The organism is Marinobacter manganoxydans MnI7-9 (assembly GCF_000235625.1).
Classification (GTDB): domain Bacteria; phylum Pseudomonadota; class Gammaproteobacteria; order Pseudomonadales; family Oleiphilaceae; genus Marinobacter; species Marinobacter manganoxydans.
This window is the reverse complement of record NZ_AGTR01000084.1, coordinates 338,104-359,226: the sequence shown is the minus strand read 5'-3', so window position 1 is coordinate 359,226 and position 21,123 is coordinate 338,104. Positions and strand designations below refer to the sequence as shown.

At 58.8% G+C, this 21,123-nt stretch carries 20 protein-coding genes and 1 other RNA gene; 18 read left to right on the top strand and 3 right to left on the bottom strand.

What is annotated here, in order from left to right:
• The first annotated feature begins 58 nt into the window (after positions 1-58).
• The 5 genes from petA (at position 59) to KYE_RS18580 (ending at position 3,853) form a co-directional block, all read left to right on the top strand.
• Entirely contained in the window at positions 59-652 is a 594-nt protein-coding gene (gene petA, locus KYE_RS18600) for a ubiquinol-cytochrome c reductase iron-sulfur subunit (RefSeq protein WP_008176552.1), read from the top strand.
• Positions 652-1,884, top strand: a complete 1,233-nt coding sequence (locus tag KYE_RS18595; protein ID WP_008176550.1) for a cytochrome b — start codon at positions 652-654, stop codon at positions 1,882-1,884. The genes petA and KYE_RS18595 overlap by 1 nt, the downstream gene beginning before the upstream one ends.
• On the top strand, positions 1,884-2,639 hold the full coding sequence (locus KYE_RS18590) for a cytochrome c1 (RefSeq protein ID WP_008176547.1): 756 nt from the start codon (positions 1,884-1,886) through the stop codon (positions 2,637-2,639). The genes KYE_RS18595 and KYE_RS18590 overlap by 1 nt, the downstream gene beginning before the upstream one ends.
• A gap of 108 nt (positions 2,640-2,747) precedes the next feature.
• On the top strand, positions 2,748-3,377 hold the full coding sequence (locus KYE_RS18585; protein WP_008176545.1) for a glutathione S-transferase N-terminal domain-containing protein: 630 nt from the start codon (positions 2,748-2,750) through the stop codon (positions 3,375-3,377).
• Between the two features lie 59 nt (positions 3,378-3,436).
• The gene (locus KYE_RS18580; protein ID WP_169702205.1) at positions 3,437-3,853 is read left to right on the top strand and encodes a ClpXP protease specificity-enhancing factor; all 417 of its coding nucleotides are present in this window, start codon (positions 3,437-3,439) and stop codon (positions 3,851-3,853) included.
• 44 nt (positions 3,854-3,897) lie between these two features.
• Here the strand turns inward: KYE_RS18580 and KYE_RS18575 are convergent, their stop codons facing one another.
• Genes KYE_RS18575 through KYE_RS18565 form a run of 3 tightly spaced genes read right to left on the bottom strand, consistent with a single transcriptional unit; the run spans position 3,898 to position 6,818 of the window.
• Positions 3,898-4,488: an SIS domain-containing protein gene (locus KYE_RS18575; protein WP_008176542.1), complete on the bottom strand. Its 591-nt coding sequence runs from the start codon at positions 4,486-4,488 to the stop codon at positions 3,898-3,900.
• An 11-nt stretch (positions 4,489-4,499) separates the two neighbouring features.
• Positions 4,500-4,865 carry a YraN family protein gene (locus KYE_RS18570; protein WP_008176539.1) on the bottom strand — a complete coding sequence of 122 codons (366 nt, stop codon included), beginning with the start codon at positions 4,863-4,865 and terminating at the stop codon, positions 4,500-4,502.
• Between the two features lie 24 nt (positions 4,866-4,889).
• Positions 4,890-6,818, bottom strand: coding sequence for a penicillin-binding protein activator (locus tag KYE_RS18565; protein WP_227497880.1), 1,929 nt, complete (start codon positions 6,816-6,818; stop codon positions 4,890-4,892).
• Between the two features lie 75 nt (positions 6,819-6,893).
• Between KYE_RS18565 and rsmI the strand changes: the two genes are divergently transcribed.
• The 13 genes from rsmI to murC all read left to right on the top strand — a co-directional run bounded on the left by rsmI (position 6,894) and on the right by murC (position 21,123).
• The gene (gene rsmI / locus KYE_RS18560; protein ID WP_008176535.1) at positions 6,894-7,790 is read left to right on the top strand and encodes a 16S rRNA (cytidine(1402)-2'-O)-methyltransferase; all 897 of its coding nucleotides are present in this window, start codon (positions 6,894-6,896) and stop codon (positions 7,788-7,790) included.
• 53 nt (positions 7,791-7,843) lie between these two features.
• An RNA gene (gene rnpB / locus KYE_RS20915) (RNase P RNA component class A) lies at positions 7,844-8,193 on the top strand.
• A gap of 301 nt (positions 8,194-8,494) precedes the next feature.
• Positions 8,495-8,947 (top strand): division/cell wall cluster transcriptional repressor MraZ, encoded by a 453-nt coding sequence (gene mraZ / locus KYE_RS18555; RefSeq protein WP_008176533.1) that lies wholly within the window; start codon positions 8,495-8,497, stop codon positions 8,945-8,947.
• Positions 8,944-9,927: a 16S rRNA (cytosine(1402)-N(4))-methyltransferase RsmH gene (rsmH, locus tag KYE_RS18550; RefSeq protein ID WP_008176531.1), complete on the top strand. Its 984-nt coding sequence runs from the start codon at positions 8,944-8,946 to the stop codon at positions 9,925-9,927. Before mraZ ends, rsmH begins: the two co-directional genes overlap by 4 nt.
• A 2-nt stretch (positions 9,928-9,929) precedes the next feature.
• Entirely contained in the window at positions 9,930-10,334 is a 405-nt protein-coding gene (gene ftsL / locus KYE_RS18545; protein ID WP_008176529.1) for a cell division protein FtsL, read from the top strand.
• A 34-nt stretch (positions 10,335-10,368) separates the two neighbouring features.
• Positions 10,369-12,108 (top strand): peptidoglycan D,D-transpeptidase FtsI family protein, encoded by a 1,740-nt coding sequence (locus KYE_RS18540; RefSeq protein WP_008176526.1) that lies wholly within the window; start codon positions 10,369-10,371, stop codon positions 12,106-12,108.
• 4 nt (positions 12,109-12,112) lie between these two features.
• Entirely contained in the window at positions 12,113-13,597 is a 1,485-nt protein-coding gene (locus tag KYE_RS18535) for a UDP-N-acetylmuramoyl-L-alanyl-D-glutamate--2,6-diaminopimelate ligase (protein ID WP_008176524.1), read from the top strand.
• Positions 13,594-14,982 carry a UDP-N-acetylmuramoyl-tripeptide--D-alanyl-D-alanine ligase gene (locus KYE_RS18530; RefSeq protein WP_039882137.1) on the top strand — a complete coding sequence of 463 codons (1,389 nt, stop codon included), beginning with the start codon at positions 13,594-13,596 and terminating at the stop codon, positions 14,980-14,982. Before KYE_RS18535 ends, KYE_RS18530 begins: the two co-directional genes overlap by 4 nt.
• The gene (mraY, locus tag KYE_RS18525; protein ID WP_008176520.1) at positions 14,967-16,052 is read left to right on the top strand and encodes a phospho-N-acetylmuramoyl-pentapeptide-transferase; all 1,086 of its coding nucleotides are present in this window, start codon (positions 14,967-14,969) and stop codon (positions 16,050-16,052) included. Before KYE_RS18530 ends, mraY begins: the two co-directional genes overlap by 16 nt.
• 15 nt (positions 16,053-16,067) lie before the next feature.
• Complete coding sequence (murD, locus tag KYE_RS18520) at positions 16,068-17,408, top strand: UDP-N-acetylmuramoyl-L-alanine--D-glutamate ligase (RefSeq protein ID WP_008176518.1); 1,341 nt, start codon at positions 16,068-16,070, stop codon at positions 17,406-17,408.
• Positions 17,408-18,607 carry a putative lipid II flippase FtsW gene (gene ftsW / locus KYE_RS18515; protein WP_008176515.1) on the top strand — a complete coding sequence of 400 codons (1,200 nt, stop codon included), beginning with the start codon at positions 17,408-17,410 and terminating at the stop codon, positions 18,605-18,607. The genes murD and ftsW overlap by 1 nt, the downstream gene beginning before the upstream one ends.
• The gene (gene murG / locus KYE_RS18510; protein WP_008176513.1) at positions 18,600-19,685 is read left to right on the top strand and encodes an undecaprenyldiphospho-muramoylpentapeptide beta-N-acetylglucosaminyltransferase; all 1,086 of its coding nucleotides are present in this window, start codon (positions 18,600-18,602) and stop codon (positions 19,683-19,685) included. The genes ftsW and murG overlap by 8 nt, the downstream gene beginning before the upstream one ends.
• Positions 19,678-21,123, top strand: coding sequence for a UDP-N-acetylmuramate--L-alanine ligase (murC, locus tag KYE_RS18505; protein ID WP_008176511.1), 1,446 nt, complete (start codon positions 19,678-19,680; stop codon positions 21,121-21,123). Before murG ends, murC begins: the two co-directional genes overlap by 8 nt.

Genomic DNA, 21,123 nt, shown 5'->3' with positions numbered 1-21,123 from the left:
GATGCGCATTGTCGGCTGTGTTGCGGGCGGTGGCATCGCCTGATGGGAGAAGACCATAATGAATAATGGCGACGTTAGCCAAGGCCGGCGCCGGTTTCTGATCGGTGCTACGTCTGTGGTGGGTGGAGTCGGCGTCGTCGGTGCGGCGGTTCCGTTCCTGGGGTCGTGGAACCCCAGTGCAAAAGCGGAAGCAGCCGGTGCACCGGTAACCGTCAATATCAGCAAGATTGAACCGGGTCAGCAGATCACCGTTGAATGGCGGGGTCAGCCGGTTTGGATCATTCGCCGTACCGACGAGATGAATGAGAACATCGAAAAGCTTAACGATCGGGTGAAAGATCCGAACTCGGAAGTGCCGCAACAACCTGAGTACATCGACGGCATACTCCGGTCGCTGAAGCCGGAATTTGCTGTGTTGGTCGGGCTGTGTACGCACCTCGGTTGTGTTCCGTCCTACCGGCCGGAAGTTGCACCGGCAGACCTGGGTGATGAGTGGCTGGGCGGTCTCTTCTGTCCTTGTCATGGTTCCCGCTACGACATGGCAGGAAGGGTATACGAGGCACAGCCAGCACCCACAAACCTTGTGGTTCCGCCGTACCGTTTCGACGATGATTCGACCCTCACGATTGGTCTTGATCCGGAGGCAGCGTAATGAGCAAATTACTTCACTGGGTGGACGAGCGCCTTCCGGTCATCGAAGCCTGGAACAAGCATCTGGGCAAGTACTATGCTCCGAAAAACTTCAACATCTGGTACTTCTTCGGATCACTGGCGATGCTGGTACTGGTTAACCAGCTGGTGACCGGTATCTGGCTCACCATGAGCTATAACCCCTCGGCTGAAGGTGCATTTGCCTCTGTCGAGTACATCATGCGTGATGTCGAGTGGGGCTGGCTGCTGCGTTATCTGCACTCCACAGGAGCGTCCGCATTTTTCGTTGTGGTGTATCTGCACATGTTCCGGGGGCTGATGTATGGCTCCTATCAAAAGCCGCGTGAGCTGATCTGGATCTTCGGTATGCTGATCTACCTGATCCTGATGGCTGAAGCGTTCATGGGCTATCTCCTGCCGTGGGGCCAGATGTCCTACTGGGGTGCGCAGGTTATCGTTAACCTGTTTGGTGCTATACCCGTGATCGGTGAGGATCTCTCTCTCTGGATTCGTGGTGACTACCTGATTTCCGGTATTACCCTCAACCGATTCTTTGCGCTGCACGTGGTGGCGCTGCCGATCGTGCTTCTGGGCCTGGTAGTGCTTCACATCCTGGCACTGCACGAAGTGGGCTCCAACAACCCCGACGGTATCGATATCAAGAAGAACAAGGACGAAAACGGCATCCCCAAAGACGGAATCCCGTTCCATCCTTACTACACCGTGCACGATCTTCTCGGCGTGGGCGTTTTCTTCTTCATCTTCTTTATCGTGGTGTTCTTCTTCCCGGAAGGTGGCGGGTTGTTCATCGAGAAGCCGAATTTCGAGCCGGCAAACCCGTTGAAAACACCAGATCATATTGCGCCCGTGTGGTACTTCACTCCGTTCTACGCAATGCTGCGTGCGGTGACGATCGACCTGTTCGGTCTTGACGCCAAGTTCTGGGGTGTTGTTGTGATGGGTGCGGCAATCGCCATCCTGTTCGTACTGCCCTGGCTGGATAAGAGCCCGGTACGGTCCATGCGTTACAAAGGCTGGTTGAGCCGTATTGCACTGGCCATCTTCGTGGTGAGCTTTGTGATCCTCGGCTATCTCGGTCTTGTACCCGCTACCGAAGGCCGCACAATGGTTGCCCAGATTCTGACGGTGCTGTACTTCCTCTACTTTATCCTCATGCCGTTCTATACGCGCATGGAGAAAACCAAGCCAGTTCCAGAGAGGGTGACAGGATAATGAGAAAGCTGATTTTTGGTCTTTTCATCGCGGTCCTGCCAGCTCTCGGGCTGGCAGCGGGTTCAACCGTGCCGCTGGACAGCTTTGAGTCAGATCACTCTGACAAGGCATCTCTCCAGCGCGGAGCGGCAACCTTTACCAACTATTGCATGGGTTGTCATTCCATGGAGTACGCGCGCTACAAGCGTGTGGCTGAGGATCTCGAAATTCCCGATGAGCTGTATGAGGAAAACCTGATCTTCACCGGCGCCAAAATTGGCGAGCTGATGAAAAACTCCATGAACAAAGACATGGCGGCTGACTGGTTCGGTGCTCCGCCACCGGATCTTACGCTCGAAACCCGTCTGCGTGGCGAAGCGTGGGTATATTCCTACCTCCGCGGTTTCTACAAGGACGAGTCCCGTCCGCTGGGCGTCAATAACGTGGTATTCCCGAATGTCGGTATGCCCCATGTTCTGGTTGATTTGCAGGGGCTCTGCGCCGTTGAACCGAAAATCGGAACGCCGGCCAGCGTTGAGCCCCTGAGTGGCAACATCAATAACGCGGATGTTTGCCCGGAGTACGCTATCGAAGGCAGCATGTCTGGAGCAGAGTTTGACCAGGCCATGTATGATCTGACCAACTTCATGTCTTACATGGGTGATCCGATCAAGCTTGAGCGTGAGCGTCTGGGGATCTTTGTCCTGATCTTTGTGGCCATCTTCTTCGTGTTCGCCTACCTGCTCAATCGTGAGTACTGGAAGGACGTACACTGAGAAATAGGGTATAATCCCGTCCCCTGAGTTCCAGCGGGCATAACCGGCCCGCTGGATTTTTGCGTTTTTTCAGGATCATTTCGGTTTGTTTACTCGTGAGGTAGTTCTATGGGCGTTGTGACCAAGCGGTCATCAATGACGTTTTTCTCGGATCCGGCCAGCCATTACAGCCACAGAGTGCGGATTGTACTGGCAGAGAAGGGTGTTACCGTCGATATCGTTGATGTGGATCCCGACAATCCGCCGGCTGAACTGGCCGACCTGAACCCGTACAACGCCCTGCCGACGCTGGTGGATCGTGATCTGGTGCTTTATGAGCCCAACATCATGATGGAGTACCTCGACGAGCGTTTCCCGCATCCGCCCTTGTTGCCGGTATACCCGGTTGCTCGAGCCAACAGCCGTCTGATGATCCATCGGATCCAGAAAGACTGGTGTGGCCTGGTCGACCAGATTCTGGCTCAGCCGAATGCCAAGGCTTCTGAGACAGCGCGCAAAGAGCTGAAGGAAAGCCTGTTGGCGACGGCGCCCCTGTTTGGGGAGATGCCCTTCTTCTTGTCCGAAGAGTTCACCATCGTAGACTGCTGTATTGCCCCGATCCTCTGGCGTCTCCCGTCGCTGGGCATTGAGCTGAATGAAAAGCAGGCCAAGCCACTTCAGAAGTACATGGAGAGCATCTTCAGCCGGGAAGGCTTCAAGGCAAGCCTGTCAGATCTGGAAGAAGACATTCGCAGCTGATTTGGTAACGTTCCGCTTGCCGGAGCAGGAGAGTGGCAGTGGCTGAGAGTAAAAACACCATGACGTCCAGCCGTCCGTACCTGGTACGAGCATTCAATGAGTGGATTCTGGACAATGACTGTACCCCCTACATTGTAGTGGACGCAGGCATTCAGGGTGTGCAGGTGCCGACAGAGCATGTCGCGAACGGGCAGATTGTGCTGAATATCAGCCCGGGCGCCGTGCGCGGCCTGGTCATCGGGAATGGAGCGCTGGAATTCAGTGCCCGTTTCGGTGGCGTGCCCATGCAGGTGTTTATTCCGTTGCAGGCGGTGATGGCAATCTACGCCAAGGAAAACGGCGAGGGCATGGTCTTCGGCAGTGAGCCGGGCTCTCCCGATCCTGACGGTACCTCGAAGGAGCGCGATGGTGAGCAGGCGTCACCTGGTCAGGAGGATCGCCCCTCTGGCAGGCCTACCCTCAAGGTTGTGAAATAACGCCAGCGCACTCGTTTTGAAAAGCCAGCTTACGCTGGCTTTTTTTATCCCCCGAAGATTTTTGCGTCGATAAGCCCGCAAAGGGCATTGATGATGAGCAGCAGCAGAGGTGTAGCCTCCGTGGGACTGAGATCGTTCAGGGCGATTTCGTGGTCCTCTGGATGCAACAAAGAGGTTATGTCCGATTTCTCCCTGGCACTAAGAACCACAACACTCATTTCCCGATCATGGGCAACCTGGATAGCCTGGATAAGATTTGCCTTGTGGCCATCGTCGACGATCACGAACAACAGATCCCCGGGTTTGCCAATCGCCCGGACCTGACGCGAGAAGGTATCGTTGAAACGGTTATCCCGGCAGATGGCCGAATAGGTCGTTGCGTCGGCGCCGAGATTGATGGCGGGCAGTGCCGGCCTGTCCTGTTCGAAACGGTTCAGAAGCGCGGTACAGAAGTACTGGGCCAGAATGTTGGCATTACCGTTGGCGCAGGTAACTATTTTCCCGTCCTGGAGCAGAGTTTCCACGAAGGCATTGGCAACCTCCTCGATAGCAGGGCCGGCCGTACTCGCGGCCTGCGCGGTATGCTCCATATGGCTTGCGAACCACTGGTTGATCTGGTGTTCGGTGTCGGTCATTTTCGGTATCACTATCCTGCCAGAATTGCATTCCTGATCCATTGTACCCGGTATTTTTTGACGGTACCCGGGCTGATGGCAACCACATCTATCCGTGAGAGACTGTTCCAGAGCCCGTGCCTGTGCAGGTAAAACGAGACTGCACGAATCAGGCGTTTCTGTTTGGGGTAATTGATGGAGCTTGCAGGATCTACAAGGCTGCCAGCGCCCCGATAGCGGACCTCGAAGAATACGAGAGTCTCACCTTCCTGTCCGACGAGATCAATCTCGCCGCCGCGATTGTAGACGTTGCGCTCAATAATCCGGACGCCCCGACTGGCGAGGTAACGGGCTGCAACGCCCTCGAAGTGGTTACCCAGGGTTTTGGTGCCATCCATGGCTACTGTTTTTCTCCGTTGGTGTTATTCGCTGAGAGGTGGGGCTTCCTCTTGAGCGCCTTCCATCTCTCCCTCTTCGGTTACCGGTTCAGGAATGAGTTCAGGGGCGCCGTTGCGGAACTGGGCCCAGAGTTGTTCCCGATGGATGCTGCCCTCGGGCGTCATGGTCAGCACACCTGTTTGGCCTGATATCGAGGCGCTTTCAACCTGTTTCAGCAACGGCAGGCGTTTGCTCAGGTGCCACGCATCGGCGCCCATGGCGAAAAGGCGCCCGGGCTGGCCACGGGTTCCGGACAGATTTTCGGTAGCTCGCGTACGCAGCTCATTGTCGTCGCCCAGTACCCAGGGAATATCAGTGAAAATAACGCCGTTCAGGTCACGGTCCCGTGAAGGTGCGGGTGTGCCCTCATAGATAATGGAAGGCGAGTACACAGGCAGGTCCCCGCCGAAATAGAAGGCGAAAAGCGGTTTGAACTGTCGGGCGACAGTGGGCTCTGCCACCATGACGATGGCGTCGGCATCCTGCCGGCGACGCGGCTCGAATTCGACATTCATGCCAATGGTGCGTTCAACCTGGATGGCCCGGTCGCGGGAAACGGTAATGCCCAGCAGGTCAGCCGTTACCGCCCTGAGGTTGTCTTCCCGATAGAAGCGCTCGATATCCAGGGCAACCCCTTCATGGGACGCCATGCGTTTCAGCAACGCAGCCTCAACGCGATCGCCCCATTCGCCGCCGGGGATAAGCACCAGAACCTGCCGCAGCTGTTCTGCGGCAAGCCGGTCGGCAATTTGCCGGGCCTCGTCCTCTGCCGAGAGACCGAACTGGTAGAGTCCGTCAGCAGGCTTGGTATCCGCCGGCAGGTAATTCAGCCCGAGAGCGGGTACGGGCAGCGTATTCATGGAACCCAGTCCGGCCAGTGCCTCTTTTTCCAGGGGGCCGACAATCAGGTCGATATCCTGTTCCGATAGCTGCTTGTAAAGTTCGCTGAAAGACGTGCCGGCGGTATCAAAGATCCGAATGTCGGTTTTGCCCCGGTCAGCAGTGTCATCCAGGTAGTACGCTGCCAGAAAGCCATCCCGGATGGCCTTGCCCGCCGTTGCCAGCGGGCCCTGGAGAGGCAGGGCAAGAGCGATTTTTTCCGGACGGCTGTCCGCCAGTGTGGCGATCAGTTGGAGTTCCGAGGGCAGAATCTGGGCGGCAGGATGGCCGGGCCAGTTGTTTTGCCAACCCCGGATGAGTCGGCCCTGCTCGTCTATGCCGGTTTCTGCAGTGCGCACCAGGTTTGCCAGCTCCAGCCAGCCCTGGGCCTCATAGCCAATCGCTTCGGCAGAGGCCGAGCTCAGCTCGGTGCCCGGTACCTTCTCCAGCAGGGACCAGATGCGGTTATGAATCTGTTGCGCATCCGCGGTGTTATCCGTCTGGGCCAGCAGGATAAGGGTCATGGCCGCAGGCATCGGCTTGCCCGCCAGGTCATAAGTGTCCGCCTGCAGGTTGGCGGCCCGGGCCATCAGGTCGGCCGGGTACTCTATAAAGGTCGACGGCGTGAGTTCGGCGGCAAGCGCCTCTGCCCAGGATTCGTCCTCAAGGGCCTTGGCGCTTGCCATGGCTAGCAGGAGTTTCTGGTTGCCAAGGTCCGCAGCCGGTTGCGCCAGCTGCGAACTTTGAAGTAGCGTTCGTGCTGCCACGTGGTTGCCCTGGTCCTGAAACCTGCTGGCGATCCGGAGGAGGTAGGCCTGGGCGGTCTCGATATTATCTTCGTTGCCGGCAAGCTCGAGGGCCTGGTCGGCCGTTTGCGCGACGTGGGTTTCGAGATTGACGGTGGCGCAGCCCGCCGACAAAAGGGCGGCAGTAAATACGCTGGCCAGGGCTCGTTGATGAATACGGATATTTAACATGGCAGGCTCGACATACTCCGGATGATTGGGCTTGTAGCGCCAGACTAACGCTGGCAAGTTTAACAGCTCCGGGGTTAATTCACATGACGTAACTGTCACGCTCCCGGATACCCCATCACAGAGGCACACGCTTTGAAAAACGAGGTCAGCGATTACCCGTCGTCCGATAGCCGCAGGGATGAACCGGGCGGCACTCTTTATGTTGTTGCCACCCCGATTGGCAACCTTGATGATCTATCTCCAAGAGCAACCCGGACCCTCGCCCACGTGGATGTGGTCGCGGCAGAGGATACGCGCCACAGTGGCCGGCTATTGAGCCATCTGGGCATTCAGAAGCGAATGATCGCATTGCATGACCATAACGAAAAAGATCGCGCAGCCGGAATCCTCGCTGAGCTTAAGGCCGGGCGCGATGTGGCGCTGATCTCCGACGCCGGTACACCGCTTATCTCCGATCCCGGATACGTGCTGGTGCGCGACGCCAGGGCTGCGGGGTATCGGGTGAGCCCGATTCCGGGGCCCTGTGCACTGGTAGTGGCTCTGAGCGCGGCCGGCCTGCCGACGGATCGCTTTCTGTACGTGGGATTTCTGCCTGCCAAGCGCTCGGGTCGCAGGGCCAGTCTTGAGCCGCTGGCCAGTGAGCCGGCCACTCTGGTGTTCTATGAATCGCCGCACAGGATTCTGGAGTCGGTACGGGATATTGCCGAGGTGCTGGGCGAGGATCGTGAGATGGTTCTGGGGCGGGAAATCACCAAGACCTTCGAAACCTTCTATTCCGGTTCGATTGCGGAGGTTCTGGCAGAGTTGGAGCAGGATCCCCACGGAACCCGTGGGGAGTTCGTGGTCATGGTTCGAGGTGCGATGGCGCAACCTGGTAATGATGACGCGGCTACCATGGATGTGGACCGTGTGCTTCGGGTTTTGCTGGCAGAGCTTCCGGTGAAGAAGGTCGCCAAAATGGCCTCGGAGCTGACCGGTCTGTCGAAGAATGAGCTGTACCAGCGCGCACTGGCGCTGAAAGACAGCTGAGTACAGTGGCGTTTTCCCTTGCAAGGCTCTGAGCGCAGGAGTATTGTCTCGCCCGAGCTCGCCAGACAGTCGCCGCCGGTTTTCCGGGGGAGGAAAGTCCGGGCTCCATAGGGCAAGGTGCCAGGTAACGCCTGGGCGGCGCGAGCCGACGGAAAGTGCAACAGAAAGTATACCGCCTAAGCGCCTTCGGGCGCCGGTAAGGGTGAAACGGTGCGGTAAGAGCGCACCGCGTGGCTGGCAACAGTCCACGGCGATGGTAAACCCCACCTGGAGCAAGACCAAATAGGAATCCAATGGCGTGGCCCGCGCTGGATTCGGGTAGGTTGCTTGAGGCCTGTGGTGACGCAGGCCCTAGATGAATGACTGTCCAAGACAGAACCCGGCTTATCGGCGAGCTCGCTTTTTCCCTTCCTGAAACGTCTGTCATTCTCAACAGGCGTTCTTTATAGCCAAAAAATCTTAAACCTCACTTGCAGTCTTCAGAGTTTTTTGCAGGTATTTGATTTTACTTCTTTTCTTTTCCGTAATCTCACCATTTTATCGAATCTGGCTCTGTAACCTCTTGTCATAAAAGGAAGTTTTCCAAGTGTGGCGCTGTTTGCGGCGCTTGCATTGTGTATTGCGTGTTTCTATAGTGTGCAGAAGTGGGAAAAAGTGGTTTCTAGTGGTTTTTTGTGGATATCGGGCACCCAGAGACAGCGTAAATGAGTAATTTTCTCGGCAGTCATGCCATCAATATGGATGCGAAGGGTCGCCTGGCGATCCCCTCCAAGGTACGCGAAGAGCTCGCGCAGGCTTGTGGTGGGCGCATTGTATTGACAGCAAACGCTGACGAGGAGCGGTGTCTGCTGGTCTATCCGGAGCCCGAATGGGAAGTTCTACGGCCTAAAATCGAGGCGCTTCCCAACATGAATAAGGCGGCCCGGCGGCTGCAGCGCCTGATCCTGGGTAATGCTGCGCCCATGGAGCTGGATTCGGCCGGGCGCATTCTGATTCCGCCAACTCTAAGAAGCTATGCCCATCTGGAGAAAAAGCTGATGTTGATCGGGCAAGGCAAGAAGCTAGAGCTCTGGAGCGAAGAGCGCTGGTTTGCCTGGCTGGATGAATCCTCTGATGACGAAGACATGCCGCCCGAGATGGAGGCGCTGTCCTTATGACCACCGATCGCAATCAGGAGGCCGGGGCGGCGTACTCGCATCGCTCGGTGCTCCTGGATTCGGCGGTCGACTATCTGGTCAACGACCCCGACGGTAATTACGTGGATGGCACCTTTGGACGGGGTGGTCACAGCCGCCTGATTCTCGGTCGCCTCGGCCCGTCGGCGCGGTTGCTGGGTATCGACAAGGATCCCGAGGCGATACGCGCGGCGAAGGAATTGGAAACCCAGGATAACCGGTTCCACAGTTTCCACGGTTCGTTTGCGGAGCTGGGCGCTGCGGTGGTCGGTCAGGGTTGGCAGACAGTGAATGGTGTGTTGCTGGATCTCGGCGTGTCATCGCCGCAGCTTGATGATGCCTCCCGTGGATTCAGTTTCATGCGTGATGGTCCACTGGACATGCGCATGAATACCGAACAATCGCCCAGCGCCGCCGAATGGCTTGCAACAGCGGGCGAGTCGGATATCGCAAACGTGATTTTCCGTTACGGCGAAGAGAAATTCTCGCGGCGCATTGCCCGGCTACTGGTCGAGCGTCGGCAGGAAGCGCCCGTCGAAACCACTCGCCAGTTGGCAGAGTTGGTCAGCGAGGCGGTGCCGAAGAAAGAAAAGCATAAGCATCCGGCCACCCGGACGTTTCAGGCAATCCGGATCTTTATCAACCGGGAGCTGGAGGATCTGGAAGTCGGCCTTAAGTCTGCGGTTGACCATCTGGCACCCGGCGGGCGACTCGTGGTGATCAGCTTTCATTCGCTGGAAGACCGGTTGGTCAAGCGCTTCATGAGGGATCTGGCCCGCGGGCCGCAGTTGCCTAAAGGTGTTCCGGTAACGGCAGAGCAGGAGGCCTCCGACTTCCGCTTGGTTGGTAAGGCCAGCAAGGCCGGCGCTGACGAAGTAAGTGACAACGTACGTGCCCGCAGTGCAGTCATGCGGGTGCTGGAACGCACAGATCTCAGGAAAAACTCGCAGGGGAGCGCGTAACCATGGGCGCGGTAGCCATTGAAGAGCCGGTAAAAACGGCAAAGCTCAACAAGCAGAAGGTCCGCGACGGTGTTGCAACTGCGGTCCGGATTTCAAGGCAGGTATTCGCTGCGACCCGGCAGGGCAAAGTGCTGGTCTCGCTTGGGCTGGTGGCCGTGTTGCTGGCGTCCTCCATCGGCGTGGTGGTGAGCGCCCACGAGAACCGGGAGCTCTTTAATACCCTGTCGCAGCTTCAGTCCGAGCGCGACCGCTATCAAAGTGAATGGAGTCAGCTGCTGCTTGAACAAAGTGCGCTTAGTGCCCACGGTCGAGTCGAAAAGCTGGCGGCTGAGCGTTTCAGCATGGTAGTGCCGGGGCGCCAGGATATTGTGCTGGTACCGCTGATGTCGCCGGTTGCAAACCGATAATAAACGAAAACAACAACGATTCAGGGTGATCGACGTGTCCGATCAGGGAAAGAAGACAACATGGGGGCAGCGTTTGGCGTCCGGGCTGGCAGCCTGGCGCTTTGGCTCCGTCGTGGGCGTCTTTCTCCTGGTCGTTGGTGTACTTGGATGGCGTCTGGTCGACCTCCACGTCGTGGATAACGACTTTCTGCGTAAACAGGGTGATGTCCGGACCATCCGGGTTGAGAGTATTGATGCTCATCGTGGTGTTGTCACCGATCGTTATGACGAGCCGCTGGCCGTCAGCACGCCAGTGCAGACCATCTGGGCGAATCCTTCTGAAGCCAATCCCTCCGAGGCGCGACTCACCAACCTTGCGCGGCTGCTCGATATCAATGAAGCCTCTCTCCGGCAGCGTCTCGAAGAATACTCCGGGCGGGAATTCATCTATCTGCGCCGCAAGGTTCAGCCGGATCTGGCCAGAAAGGTTCTCGAACTGGAGATTGACGGGATATACACCCGTCAGGAATACCGTCGCTATTACCCTGCAGGTGAAGTCACCGCTCACGTTGTGGGCTTCACCGATATCGACGAACGCGGGCAGGAAGGGATCGAACTCGCCTACAACCAGTGGCTGTCCGGTGAAACCGGCCGGAAGCGGGTCCTGAAAGACAACCGTGGCCGGGTTATCAAGGATCTGACCCTGATTCGCGATGCCAGCCCCGGCCAGAACCTCGCCCTCAGCATCGACCTGCGCCTCCAGTACCTGGCCTATCGCGAACTCAAGGCTGTGGTGACGGCTCATAATGCCAGAGGGGGTACGCTGGTCATGCTCGACGTGGATACCGGTGAGGTCCTGGCGATGGTCAACCAGGGGTCCTATAACCCCAATGACCGCAGTCAGCTCGCAGCGGAGAATCTTCGAAACAAGGCTATCACCGACCTGTTCGAGCCAGGCTCAACCATGAAGCCGATCACCACGGCGGCGGCTCTGGAATCCGGCAGCTACTCGGTTAACAGCACCATTGATACCAACCCGGGTTTTCGCCGTTTCGGTCGTTTCACCATCCGGGATCATCGCAACTATGGCGTCATGGATATGACCGAGATCATCGTCAAGTCCAGCAACGTCGGAATCAGCCGGATTGCTACCGACCTTGGCGGCGATGTGATTCGTGATCTTTACGCCCGTCTGGGGCTTGGCCAGCCAACGGGGATCGGTTTTCCCGGCGAAGCCGTGGGCGTATTGCCATCGCCACCCAAGTGGCGCCCCGTGGAAGAGGCGACACTGTCTTATGGATACGGTATGAGCGTGAACGCTCTTCAATTGGCCCAGGCCTATATGGTGATCGCCAATGGTGGCGTGCGTTATCCCCTGAGCCTGGTCCGGCAGGACAAGAAGCCGGAGGGGCAGCGAGTGCTCTCGGAGCAGGTCACCCTCCAGGTTCGCAATATGCTGCGCGAGGCCGTTTCAAGGGGTACCGGTAAGCGGGCCCAGCCTGGATTCTACTCGGCTGGTGGCAAGACCGGGACTGTTCATCTTGTTGGGGCCCAGGGTTACGAGGATAGCCAGTACAAGGCGATTTTTGCCGGTATGGCGCCTATTGATAACCCGAGGCTGGTTACGGTTGTGGCCGTTGATGCGCCGCAGTCCGGAGAATACTACGGTGGTGAAGTGGCCGCGCCAGTATTCTCACGGGTGATGAGTGACGCACTGCGACTGTTGAATGTGAAGCCTGAACTGGAAGTGGGAGAGGCCGAAATGGCTGCTTCTGCATCCGGAGAGCGAGGGTAGGCCTATGTGCATCACATCTCTCAGCACGTTATTGCAGGGTATCGTAGTGGTTCCGTCGGTGTTCGACGTGACCATCCACGGACTGAAAACCGACAGTCGGGAAGTCGCCTCCGGCGATGCCTTTATCGCCCTCTCGGGCGCCCGAACGCCGGCTGACTTCTATGTCGATAAGGCCATTGCAGCGGGCGCAACTGTCATCCTCCTGGAAGCGCAGCAGGCGGGAGAGTGCACCGAACACCACGGTGCCTTGATCGTACCTGTCGCTGGCCTACGCAGTCTGGTGGGGCGAATCGCTGATCGCTTTTTCGAGCATCCGTCGCAACGACTTCGCCTGATTGGCGTGACCGGAACCAATGGCAAGACGTCGGTCTGCCAGTACGTCGCACAGCTGCTTAAAGAAACGGGGACCCCCTGTGGCATCCTGGGCACCTTGGGGTATGGCATGCCCGGTGCGCTTCAACCGGCAACTCACACCACGCCGGATGCGGTTCAGGTTAACCGGGTCCTGTCCCGGATTGTAAAGCAGGAAGGTCGCGCTGCAGTGATGGAGGTGTCCTCCCATGCACTGGATCAGGGCCGGGTGGACAACATCTCCATGACCGGGGCCGTGTTTACCAATCTCACCCGGGATCATCTCGACTACCACGGCTCCATGGAAGCATACGGCGCAGCCAAGGCCCGGCTGTTCGAGCGAGAGGAACTGCACTTTTCAGTGATCAACTTTGACGATCCATTTGGTCGACAGCTCTTCGAACAGCTGGACGGCAAATGTGATCGCGTGCGCTACAGCCTGCACGAGGCCCAGACCGAGCTCTGGTTACGGGAATTCCGACCAACCGACGAAGGCTTTGAAGCTGAGGTCGATGGCGAGTGGAGCCGGTTTGTTGTCTCGGTTCCGCTGATGGGAAGTTTCAACGCGAGCAATGTGTTGGCGGCTATGGCAACGGTTCTGACGCTTGGCGTGCCGATCGAGCGCGTGCAGCAGGCTGTGGGTCGGCTCACACCGCCACCGGGCAGGCTGGAGCGGTTTGTGGGTGCTAATGGTGTCAGGGTGGTGGTCGATTACGCCCACACCCCGGATGCCCTCGCCAATGCTCTGACAGCACTGCGTCCACACGTTACCGGTGAACTGGTGTGCGTGTTTGGTTGCGGCGGTGACCGTGATGCCGGTAAACGTCCGGAAATGGCCCGGGAAGCCGAGAGGCTTGCAGATCGGGTGGTCGTTACTGATGACAATCCCCGCAGTGAGGACCCCGAAACAATTGCGCGGCACATCCTCGCCGGTTTCACGGACGCTGCCCGGGTCTCTGTTATCCATGACCGGGCCGAGGCCATTCAGTCAACGATCCGCTCGGCCACGCCAAACGACGTAGTTCTGATCGCAGGGAAAGGCCACGAGGCTTATCAGGAAATCGCCGGCCAGAAATACCCGTTCAGTGATGCGGAGCAGGTTCGCCACGTCTTGAAACTCAATGGGGGTGTGGCATGATGCGCGCCTTTTCGCTGGCGGAAGCCAAGGGTTGGCTGGGCGCCCAGTGCGCTTCGGGCGACCTTGCGTCGGTGAGCTTCGCCGGAGTTTCCACTGATACCCGCACCCTTGAGCCTGGCCAGCTGTTTGTGGCCCTGCGCGGCGAAAATTTCGATGGCCATCGTTTCCTGCAACAGGCCATGGATAAAGGCGCAGTTGGCCTGGTGGTCGATACGCCTGATACCAACCTGGCTCTGCCTCAGTTGGTAGTGAATGACACACTGGAGGCCCTTGCCCGGCTAGCGGCCGCCAACCGTGAAGAAAGCACAGCGGCCATCCTCGCGATCACTGGCAGCAGCGGCAAGACCACCGTCAAGGAAATGTGCGCCGCCATTCTGTCGCAGATGGGCAAGACGCTTTCAACGAAAGGCAACCTGAACAATCACATCGGCGTCCCGCTTACGCTGTTCGGCCTTTCTCCGGAACACCAGTACGGTGTGATTGAACTGGGTGCCAGTGGGTTGGGTGAAATTGCCCATACCGTCGCCCTGGCAAAGCCCCGCGTTGCCATTCTCACGAATGCTGGCGAGGCTCATCTGGAAGGGTTTGGCAGCTACGAGAACATTGTCCTGGCCAAGGGCGAAATCATTGACGGCGTCGCGTCAGACGGTCTGATGGTGCTCAACGGTGACGATCCGGCCTTCGCGCAGTGGCGCACCCGAGCCGGGGCCCGCCGCGTCGCAGGTGTCAGCCGTCTCGGCGCCGAGGCGGATTATCACGCAGTCATTGAGGGCCAGGACGCCGGAACCAGAACCTTTCAGATCAGCGGCTCGAACGGCTGGCTATGCAGGGTCACGCTGGGCCTGGAGGGCGATCACAACATCACCAACATGCTGCTTGCCATCGCGGCAACCCGTGAGTTGGGTGCCAGTGATCAGGCGATTGTTGCAGGGCTGGCAAGTGTTGCGCCGGTGAAAGGGCGGCTTCAGGTCTTGGAGTTGTCGCCGGAAATGACGCTGATTGACGACAGTTACAACGCCAACCCGTCGTCCATGAAAGCCGCGCTCGGCGTGCTGGCCGGCCGTGCAGGTCAGAAGATTGCTGTACTCGGTGCCATGGCAGAGCTTGGCGCCAAGGCAAATGCGTTGCACAGGGAAGTTGGAGTGTGCGCCCGGGAGCATGGTATCGATCGACTGATTACCGTGGGGTCGGGTTGTGAAGGTTATGCCGACGGGTTTGGCGAGTCCACGGAACTCGGGCTGAGCCATGAGCAGGCCGTTGAATCGACGATTGGGGATAAAAACACACCATTGACAGTGCTGGTCAAGGGTTCTCGCAGTTCCGCCATGGAGCGTGTGGTGGAGGGAATTAAAGAAAAGGTGAATAACTCATGCTGCTCTGGCTGACAGAGGTCCTATCACAGTATTTCTCCGCACTGACTGTGTTTCAGTACCTGACCCTGCGTGGAATTCTGGGCACACTCACCGCGCTGCTGATTTCGCTGATCATCGGCCCCGTGATGATCCGCAAGCTGAGCCAGTACCAGATTGGTCAGGCGGTGAGAGATGACGGTCCGCAAACCCATCTCAGCAAAGCTGGCACCCCGACTATGGGTGGCGCACTGATCCTGGTAGCCATTGGCATCAGTACGCTTCTCTGGGCGGATCTTGGTAACCGCTACGTCTGGGTCACCCTGCTGGTGACGCTCCTGTTCGGCGCAATCGGCTGGGTTGATGACTATCGCAAAGTGGTGGAGCGTAACCCGCGGGGCCTGCCGGCCCGCTGGAAGTATTTTTGGCAGTCGGTTATCGGCGCTACGGCGGCTGTAGTGTTGTTCTTCAGTTCCGCCTTGCCTCAGGAGACGTCCCTGTATGTGCCCTTTGTAAAGCAGGTATCCCTCACCCTTGGCCCGGTGCTGTTCATTCTGCTCACCTATTTCGTGATCGTTGGCAGCAGCAACGCCGTCAACCTGACGGACGGCCTGGATGGTCTGGCAATCATGCCAACGGTGATGGTCGCCGGAGCGCTTGGTATCTTCGCTTACCTGTCCGGGCACGCCCAGTTCGCCAATTACCTGTTGATCCCGCATCTCCCGGGCACCGGGGAGCTTATCGTATTCTGCGGCGCACTCGTTGGCGCCGGGCTTGGTTTCCTCTGGTTCAACACCTACCCGGCTCAGGTTTTCATGGGGGATGTGGGCGCCTTGGCCCTCGGTGCCGCCCTGGGTGTGGTCGCGGTGATTGTTCGCCAGGAAATAGTGCTGTTCATCATGGGCGGTGTGTTCGTGATGGAAACCGTGTCAGTGATCCTGCAGGTAGCGTCCTTCCGTCTGACCGGGCGGCGGATATTCCGCATGGCGCCGCTGCATCACCACTTTGAACTGAAAGGCTGGCCGGAGCCACGAGTGATTGTCCGGTTCTGGGTTATCACGGTCGTTCTGGTCCTGATTGGCATTGCCAGTCTGAAACTGAGATAGGAAAGCGCTGCAACTATGAGTGTCATTGTTTCGGATCGTCGCACACTGATCGTAGGGCTCGGTAAAACCGGGCTTTCCTGCGTGCGCTATCTGTCCGAAAAGGGGCGGGACGTTGCTGTGGCCGATAGCCGCACGGCTCCTCCGGGTCTTGATCAGCTGAAGGTCGGTTGGCCGGATATTCCGGTACACCTCGGGACCTTTGACGCAGAGCTGTTTGCCGGTTTCAACGAACTGGTGGTCAGCCCGGGAATCAGCATTGCCGAACCAGCCATTGCAGCTGCCGCCCGCCAGGGAGCAAGAATCCGGGGTGACATTGATCTGTTCGCCGAGGCTGCCGATGCGCCGATCGTCGCGATCACTGGCTCCAATGGCAAAACCACCGTCACCACACTGGTGGGTGAGATGGCCAGAGCGGCGGGCCGGAACGTCGCCGTTGGCGGCAATATCGGTACCCCGGCCCTTGATCTTCTTGGCCAGGGCGCAGACCTGTATGTGCTCGAGCTTTCGAGTTTCCAGCTTGAGACCACGGACGAGCTGAACGCCCTTGCGGCAACGGTGCTCAACCTCAGTGACGACCACATGGACCGTTACCCCAACAAGATGGCGTATTTCCAGGCCAAGCAGCGGATATTCCGGGGTTGCAAGAACGCCATTGTTAATCTGGACGATGCCTTGAGCACACCCATGGCAAGGGACAACCTGAGGTTCCTGTGTTTCGGCTTCCATCGGGTGAATCCGGAGACGTTCAGCACCCGGGACGATGACCAGGGCACCTGGATTACCTTCGGGTTTGATAACCTCTTGCTGGCCAGCGAGTTGAAGCTGATGGGTCATCACAACATCAGCAACGTGATGGCCGCTCTGGCACTGGGCCATGCCGCTGGTCTGCCCATGGATGTGATGTTGACGGTCGCCCGTGAATTTCCGGGGCTGCCGCATCGCTGCGAGTTTGTGCGCCGGCTGAACGATGTGGATTTCATCAATGATTCCAAGGGCACCAATGTCGGAGCCACAGTGGCCGCCGTTGAAAGCCTTGCACCAGACAATGGCAAGGTCGTGCTGATCGCCGGGGGTGACGGCAAAGGTGCCGATTTTACCGCCCTGGAAGCGCCCATTGCCCTGCATTGCCGGGCTGTGCTGTTGATCGGTCGCGATGCGCCGGCCATCGCCGATGTGCTGGGCAGCGGTATTCCGGTTCATCGGATGGACAGCCTCGCCGAGGCGGTCGCCCGTTCCGCCGAGCTGGCGGTGCCCGGGGATCGGGTATTGCTCTCGCCGGCCTGCGCGAGCTTTGACATGTTCCGTGATTATCTCGATCGCGGTGACCAGTTCCGTTCTCTGGTGGAGGCCCTGTGATGCACGCAGATCTTTCCCTGCAGAACCGGAACCAATGGCTTGGCGAGGTCCAGCCTCTGCCCATGCTGGTGATCAGTTCGGTCGCATTGCTGGTGATGGGCGTTGTCATGATTTCCTCGGCATCCATGGATATGGCCGCTGAAACCATGGGTAACAGCTACCACTATGTGATTCGCCAGCTGATGTTTGCCGGTCTTGGTTGCCTGCTGGCGCTGGTCGCCGTCAATGTTCCGGTGGCCTGGTGGGAGCGCAGTGGCTGGCTGCTCCTGGGTATCGGTCTGTTGGCCCTTGTGCTGGTGCTTACGCCGCTGGGACGTACCGTAAACGGCTCCACCCGCTGGATCCCGTTTGGTCTGTTCAACGTCCAGGTTTCGGAAGTGGCGAAGCTCTGTCTGATTGCCTACCTGGCAGGTTACGTGGTCCGTCGCCGGGATGAACTGCTCAATACCTGGCCGGGTTTCCTCAAGCCACTGGTGGTTCTTGGTCTGGCCTCGGTGCTTCTGGTTATTCAGCCGGACTTTGGTGCCACTGTGGTGCTGGTGACAGCGGCGGCGGGCATGATCTTCCTGAGCGGTGTTCGGCTTAGCCGGTTTGTTCCCCTGATCGGCACGCTGGTGGTCCTGGGTGCCATTCTGATCGTTACCCAACCCTACCGTCTGAAGCGGGTCGTCAGTTATCTCGACCCCTGGAAAGACCAGTTCGACAGCGGTTACCAGTTGACCCAGTCCCTAATTGCCTTCGGTCGCGGAGACTGGGGTGGTGTCGGCCTGGGTAACTCCATCCAGAAGCTGTTCTATCTGCCGGAGGCCCACACCGACTTTATCTTCGCCATTATCGCCGAGGAATTCGGTCTCCTGGGATCCTTGCTGGTACTTAGTCTGTTCACCCTGCTGGTGGTGACCGGATTCGTCATTGCCCGCCGGGCCGAGAAGGCGGACATGCCGTTCGGCGCCTGTTTTGCCTATGGGCTTACCCTGCTGATTGGCCTGCAGGCAGGCATCAACATGGCGGTCAGCACCGGGCTTCTGCCAACCAAGGGGCTGACTCTGCCGCTGGTGAGCTACGGTGGATCCAGTCTGATGATTACCTGTATCTGCATTGGCGTTCTTGCCCGTGTGGAAATGGAGCGCCTGGATCAGGAAAAGCTGGCCCGAGAGAAAACCGGTCCGAAGGCGCGGGGAGGTGCGGTGTATGACTGAACAGCGTCGCTTCCTGATGATGGCCGGCGGTACCGGCGGGCACGTGTTCCCGGCCCTGGCAACGGCTCGGGCGCTTGAGGCTCGTGGCCACCAGGTGTACTGGCTCGGAGCCAGTGGCGGAATGGAACAGAGGCTGATCGGCGAAACCGATATCCCGCTGTCACTGATTCATATTTCCGGTTTGCGGGGCAAGGGTAAGCTCGCTCTCTTGCTGGCGCCGTTCCGGCTGATGCGGGCGCTGGGTGAAGCCTTCACCATCCTGCGCCGGGTTCGCCCGGATTGCGTTGTAGGCATGGGCGGATTTGTTACCGGGCCCGGTGGTGTTGCCGCTTGGCTGAACCGTACGCCGCTGGTGATTCATGAACAGAACGCCATCGCCGGAATGACCAACCGCATCCTGGTCAGGTTTGCAGAAACCGTGCTGGAGGCTTTTCCGGGTAGCTTCGGGCCGAAAGTGGTTACCCGCTGTACCGGCAATCCGGTGCGGGAAGACCTCGCGGCCTTGCCTGTTCCGGAAAGGCGCCTGGCGGACCGTGAAGGTGCTCTCAGATTGCTGGTGATCGGCGGCAGTCTCGGCGCGCAGGTCTTTAATGAGCAGCTCCCCGAGGCGCTGGCGATGTTGCCGGAAGGTGACCGGCCCGTGGTCCGCCACCAGTGTGGTGAGCGCCATGCCGAGGCGGCGAAGCAGGCCTATGAGGAGCATGGCGTGGAGGCGGCCGTTGAGCCGTTCATCAAGGACATGGCCGAGGCCTATCAGTGGGCCGACCTGGTGCTGTGCCGGGCAGGCGCGTTGACCGTTTCGGAATTGTGCGCCGCGGGTATCGGCGCTGTCCTGGTGCCTCTTCCCCACGCCGTGGATGATCACCAGACGAAAAACGGGCAACAAATGGTGTCGGCGAAGGCAGCCATTCTGATTCCACAGGCAAAAATGACCCCGGCGGTGCTTGCGGAAACCCTGGGTGATCTGGCCCGGAATCGTGACCGGGTAAACGAAATGGCGAAGGCCGCCCGAACATTGGCCCGCCCTGATGCAACGGAGAGAGTCGTGAATTACTGTCTGGAGGCCGCCAATGGCTGATGCAAATAATCCGCCCCTGGTCTATCAGGTGCCTGAAATGCGCCGGATCCGTCACATCCACTTTGTGGGGATTGGTGGTGCGGGGATGAGCGGCATCGCCGAGGTTCTCAAGAATCAGGGCTACGACGTTTCCGGATCGGATCTGAAAGAAGGGGCGGTTACCGATCGTCTCAAGGGTATGGGCGTAGAAGTGCAGATCGGTCACCGGGAAGAGAACAGCGCCAGTGCCGATGTGGTTGTGGTGTCTTCAGCGGTGTCTGCGGAAAACCCGGAAGTCGTGGCGGCCCGCAGTCGTCGGGTGCCGATCGTGCCCAGGGCAGAAATGCTCGCGGAAATCATGCGCTATCGCCACGGCATCGCCGTCGCTGGAACCCATGGCAAGACCACAACCACCAGCCTGATCGCATCCATTCTGGGTGAGGCGGGCCTGGACCCGACTTTCGTGATTGGCGGCAAGCTGAACAGCGCCGGCACCAACGCCCAGTTGGGCGGCTCCCGCTATCTGGTGGCGGAGGCAGACGAGAGTGATGCGTCCTTCCTGCATCTGACGCCGGTGATTTCCGTGGTGACCAACATCGAAGCGGACCATATGGATACCTATGGCGGCGATGTCGAGAAGCTGAAGCAGACCTTTGTGGACTTTCTCCACAACCTGCCGTTTTACGGTGTTGCGGTGATGTGCGTCGATGACGGTTACGTTCAGGAGATCATTCCCCGGATATCCCGGGCCATCATCACCTACGGAATTGACAACCCGGAGGCGGATTACCGGGCCGAGAGCATCAATTCCGACGGTCTGCGGACCCACTTTGTGGTGAAGCGTCCGGCCGGTCGCAGTGATCTGACAGTCGAGCTGAAAATGCCGGGCCGACACAATGTCCTGAACGCGCTGGCGGCCATAGCCGTGGCCACAGACGAAGGCGTTGCCGATGATGCGATCTGCCGCGGGCTGGCCGGATTTGCCGGCGTCGGTCGCCGGTTCCAGGTCTACGGCGATTACCAGACCCCCAAGGGCACGGTCACCCTGGTGGACGATTACGGTCACCACCCGACGGAGGTAGAGGCTGTTATCCGGGCTGCACATGATGCCTGGCCCGACCGGCGTCTGGTCATGCTTTACCAGCCGCACCGCTTTACGCGGACCCGCGACCTCTATGAAGACTTTGTCCGGGTGCTTTCGGAAGTGGACGGCCTGCTTTTAATGGACGTGTATTCCGCCGGCGAACCGGCGATTCCGGGGGCCGATGGTCGGGCCCTGTGCCGCAGTATTCGCCAGCGCGGGCAGGTGGAACCGGTATTTGTTGAAGACAACCTGGAAATCGAGTCCCTGCTGGCCAATGTGCTGCAGGACGGCGATCTGCTGATAACCCAGGGCGCCGGCGATATTGGCGGCGTGGCAGCGCGGCTGGCAGCCGCGGGAGTTATAGCTGGTGAGTGA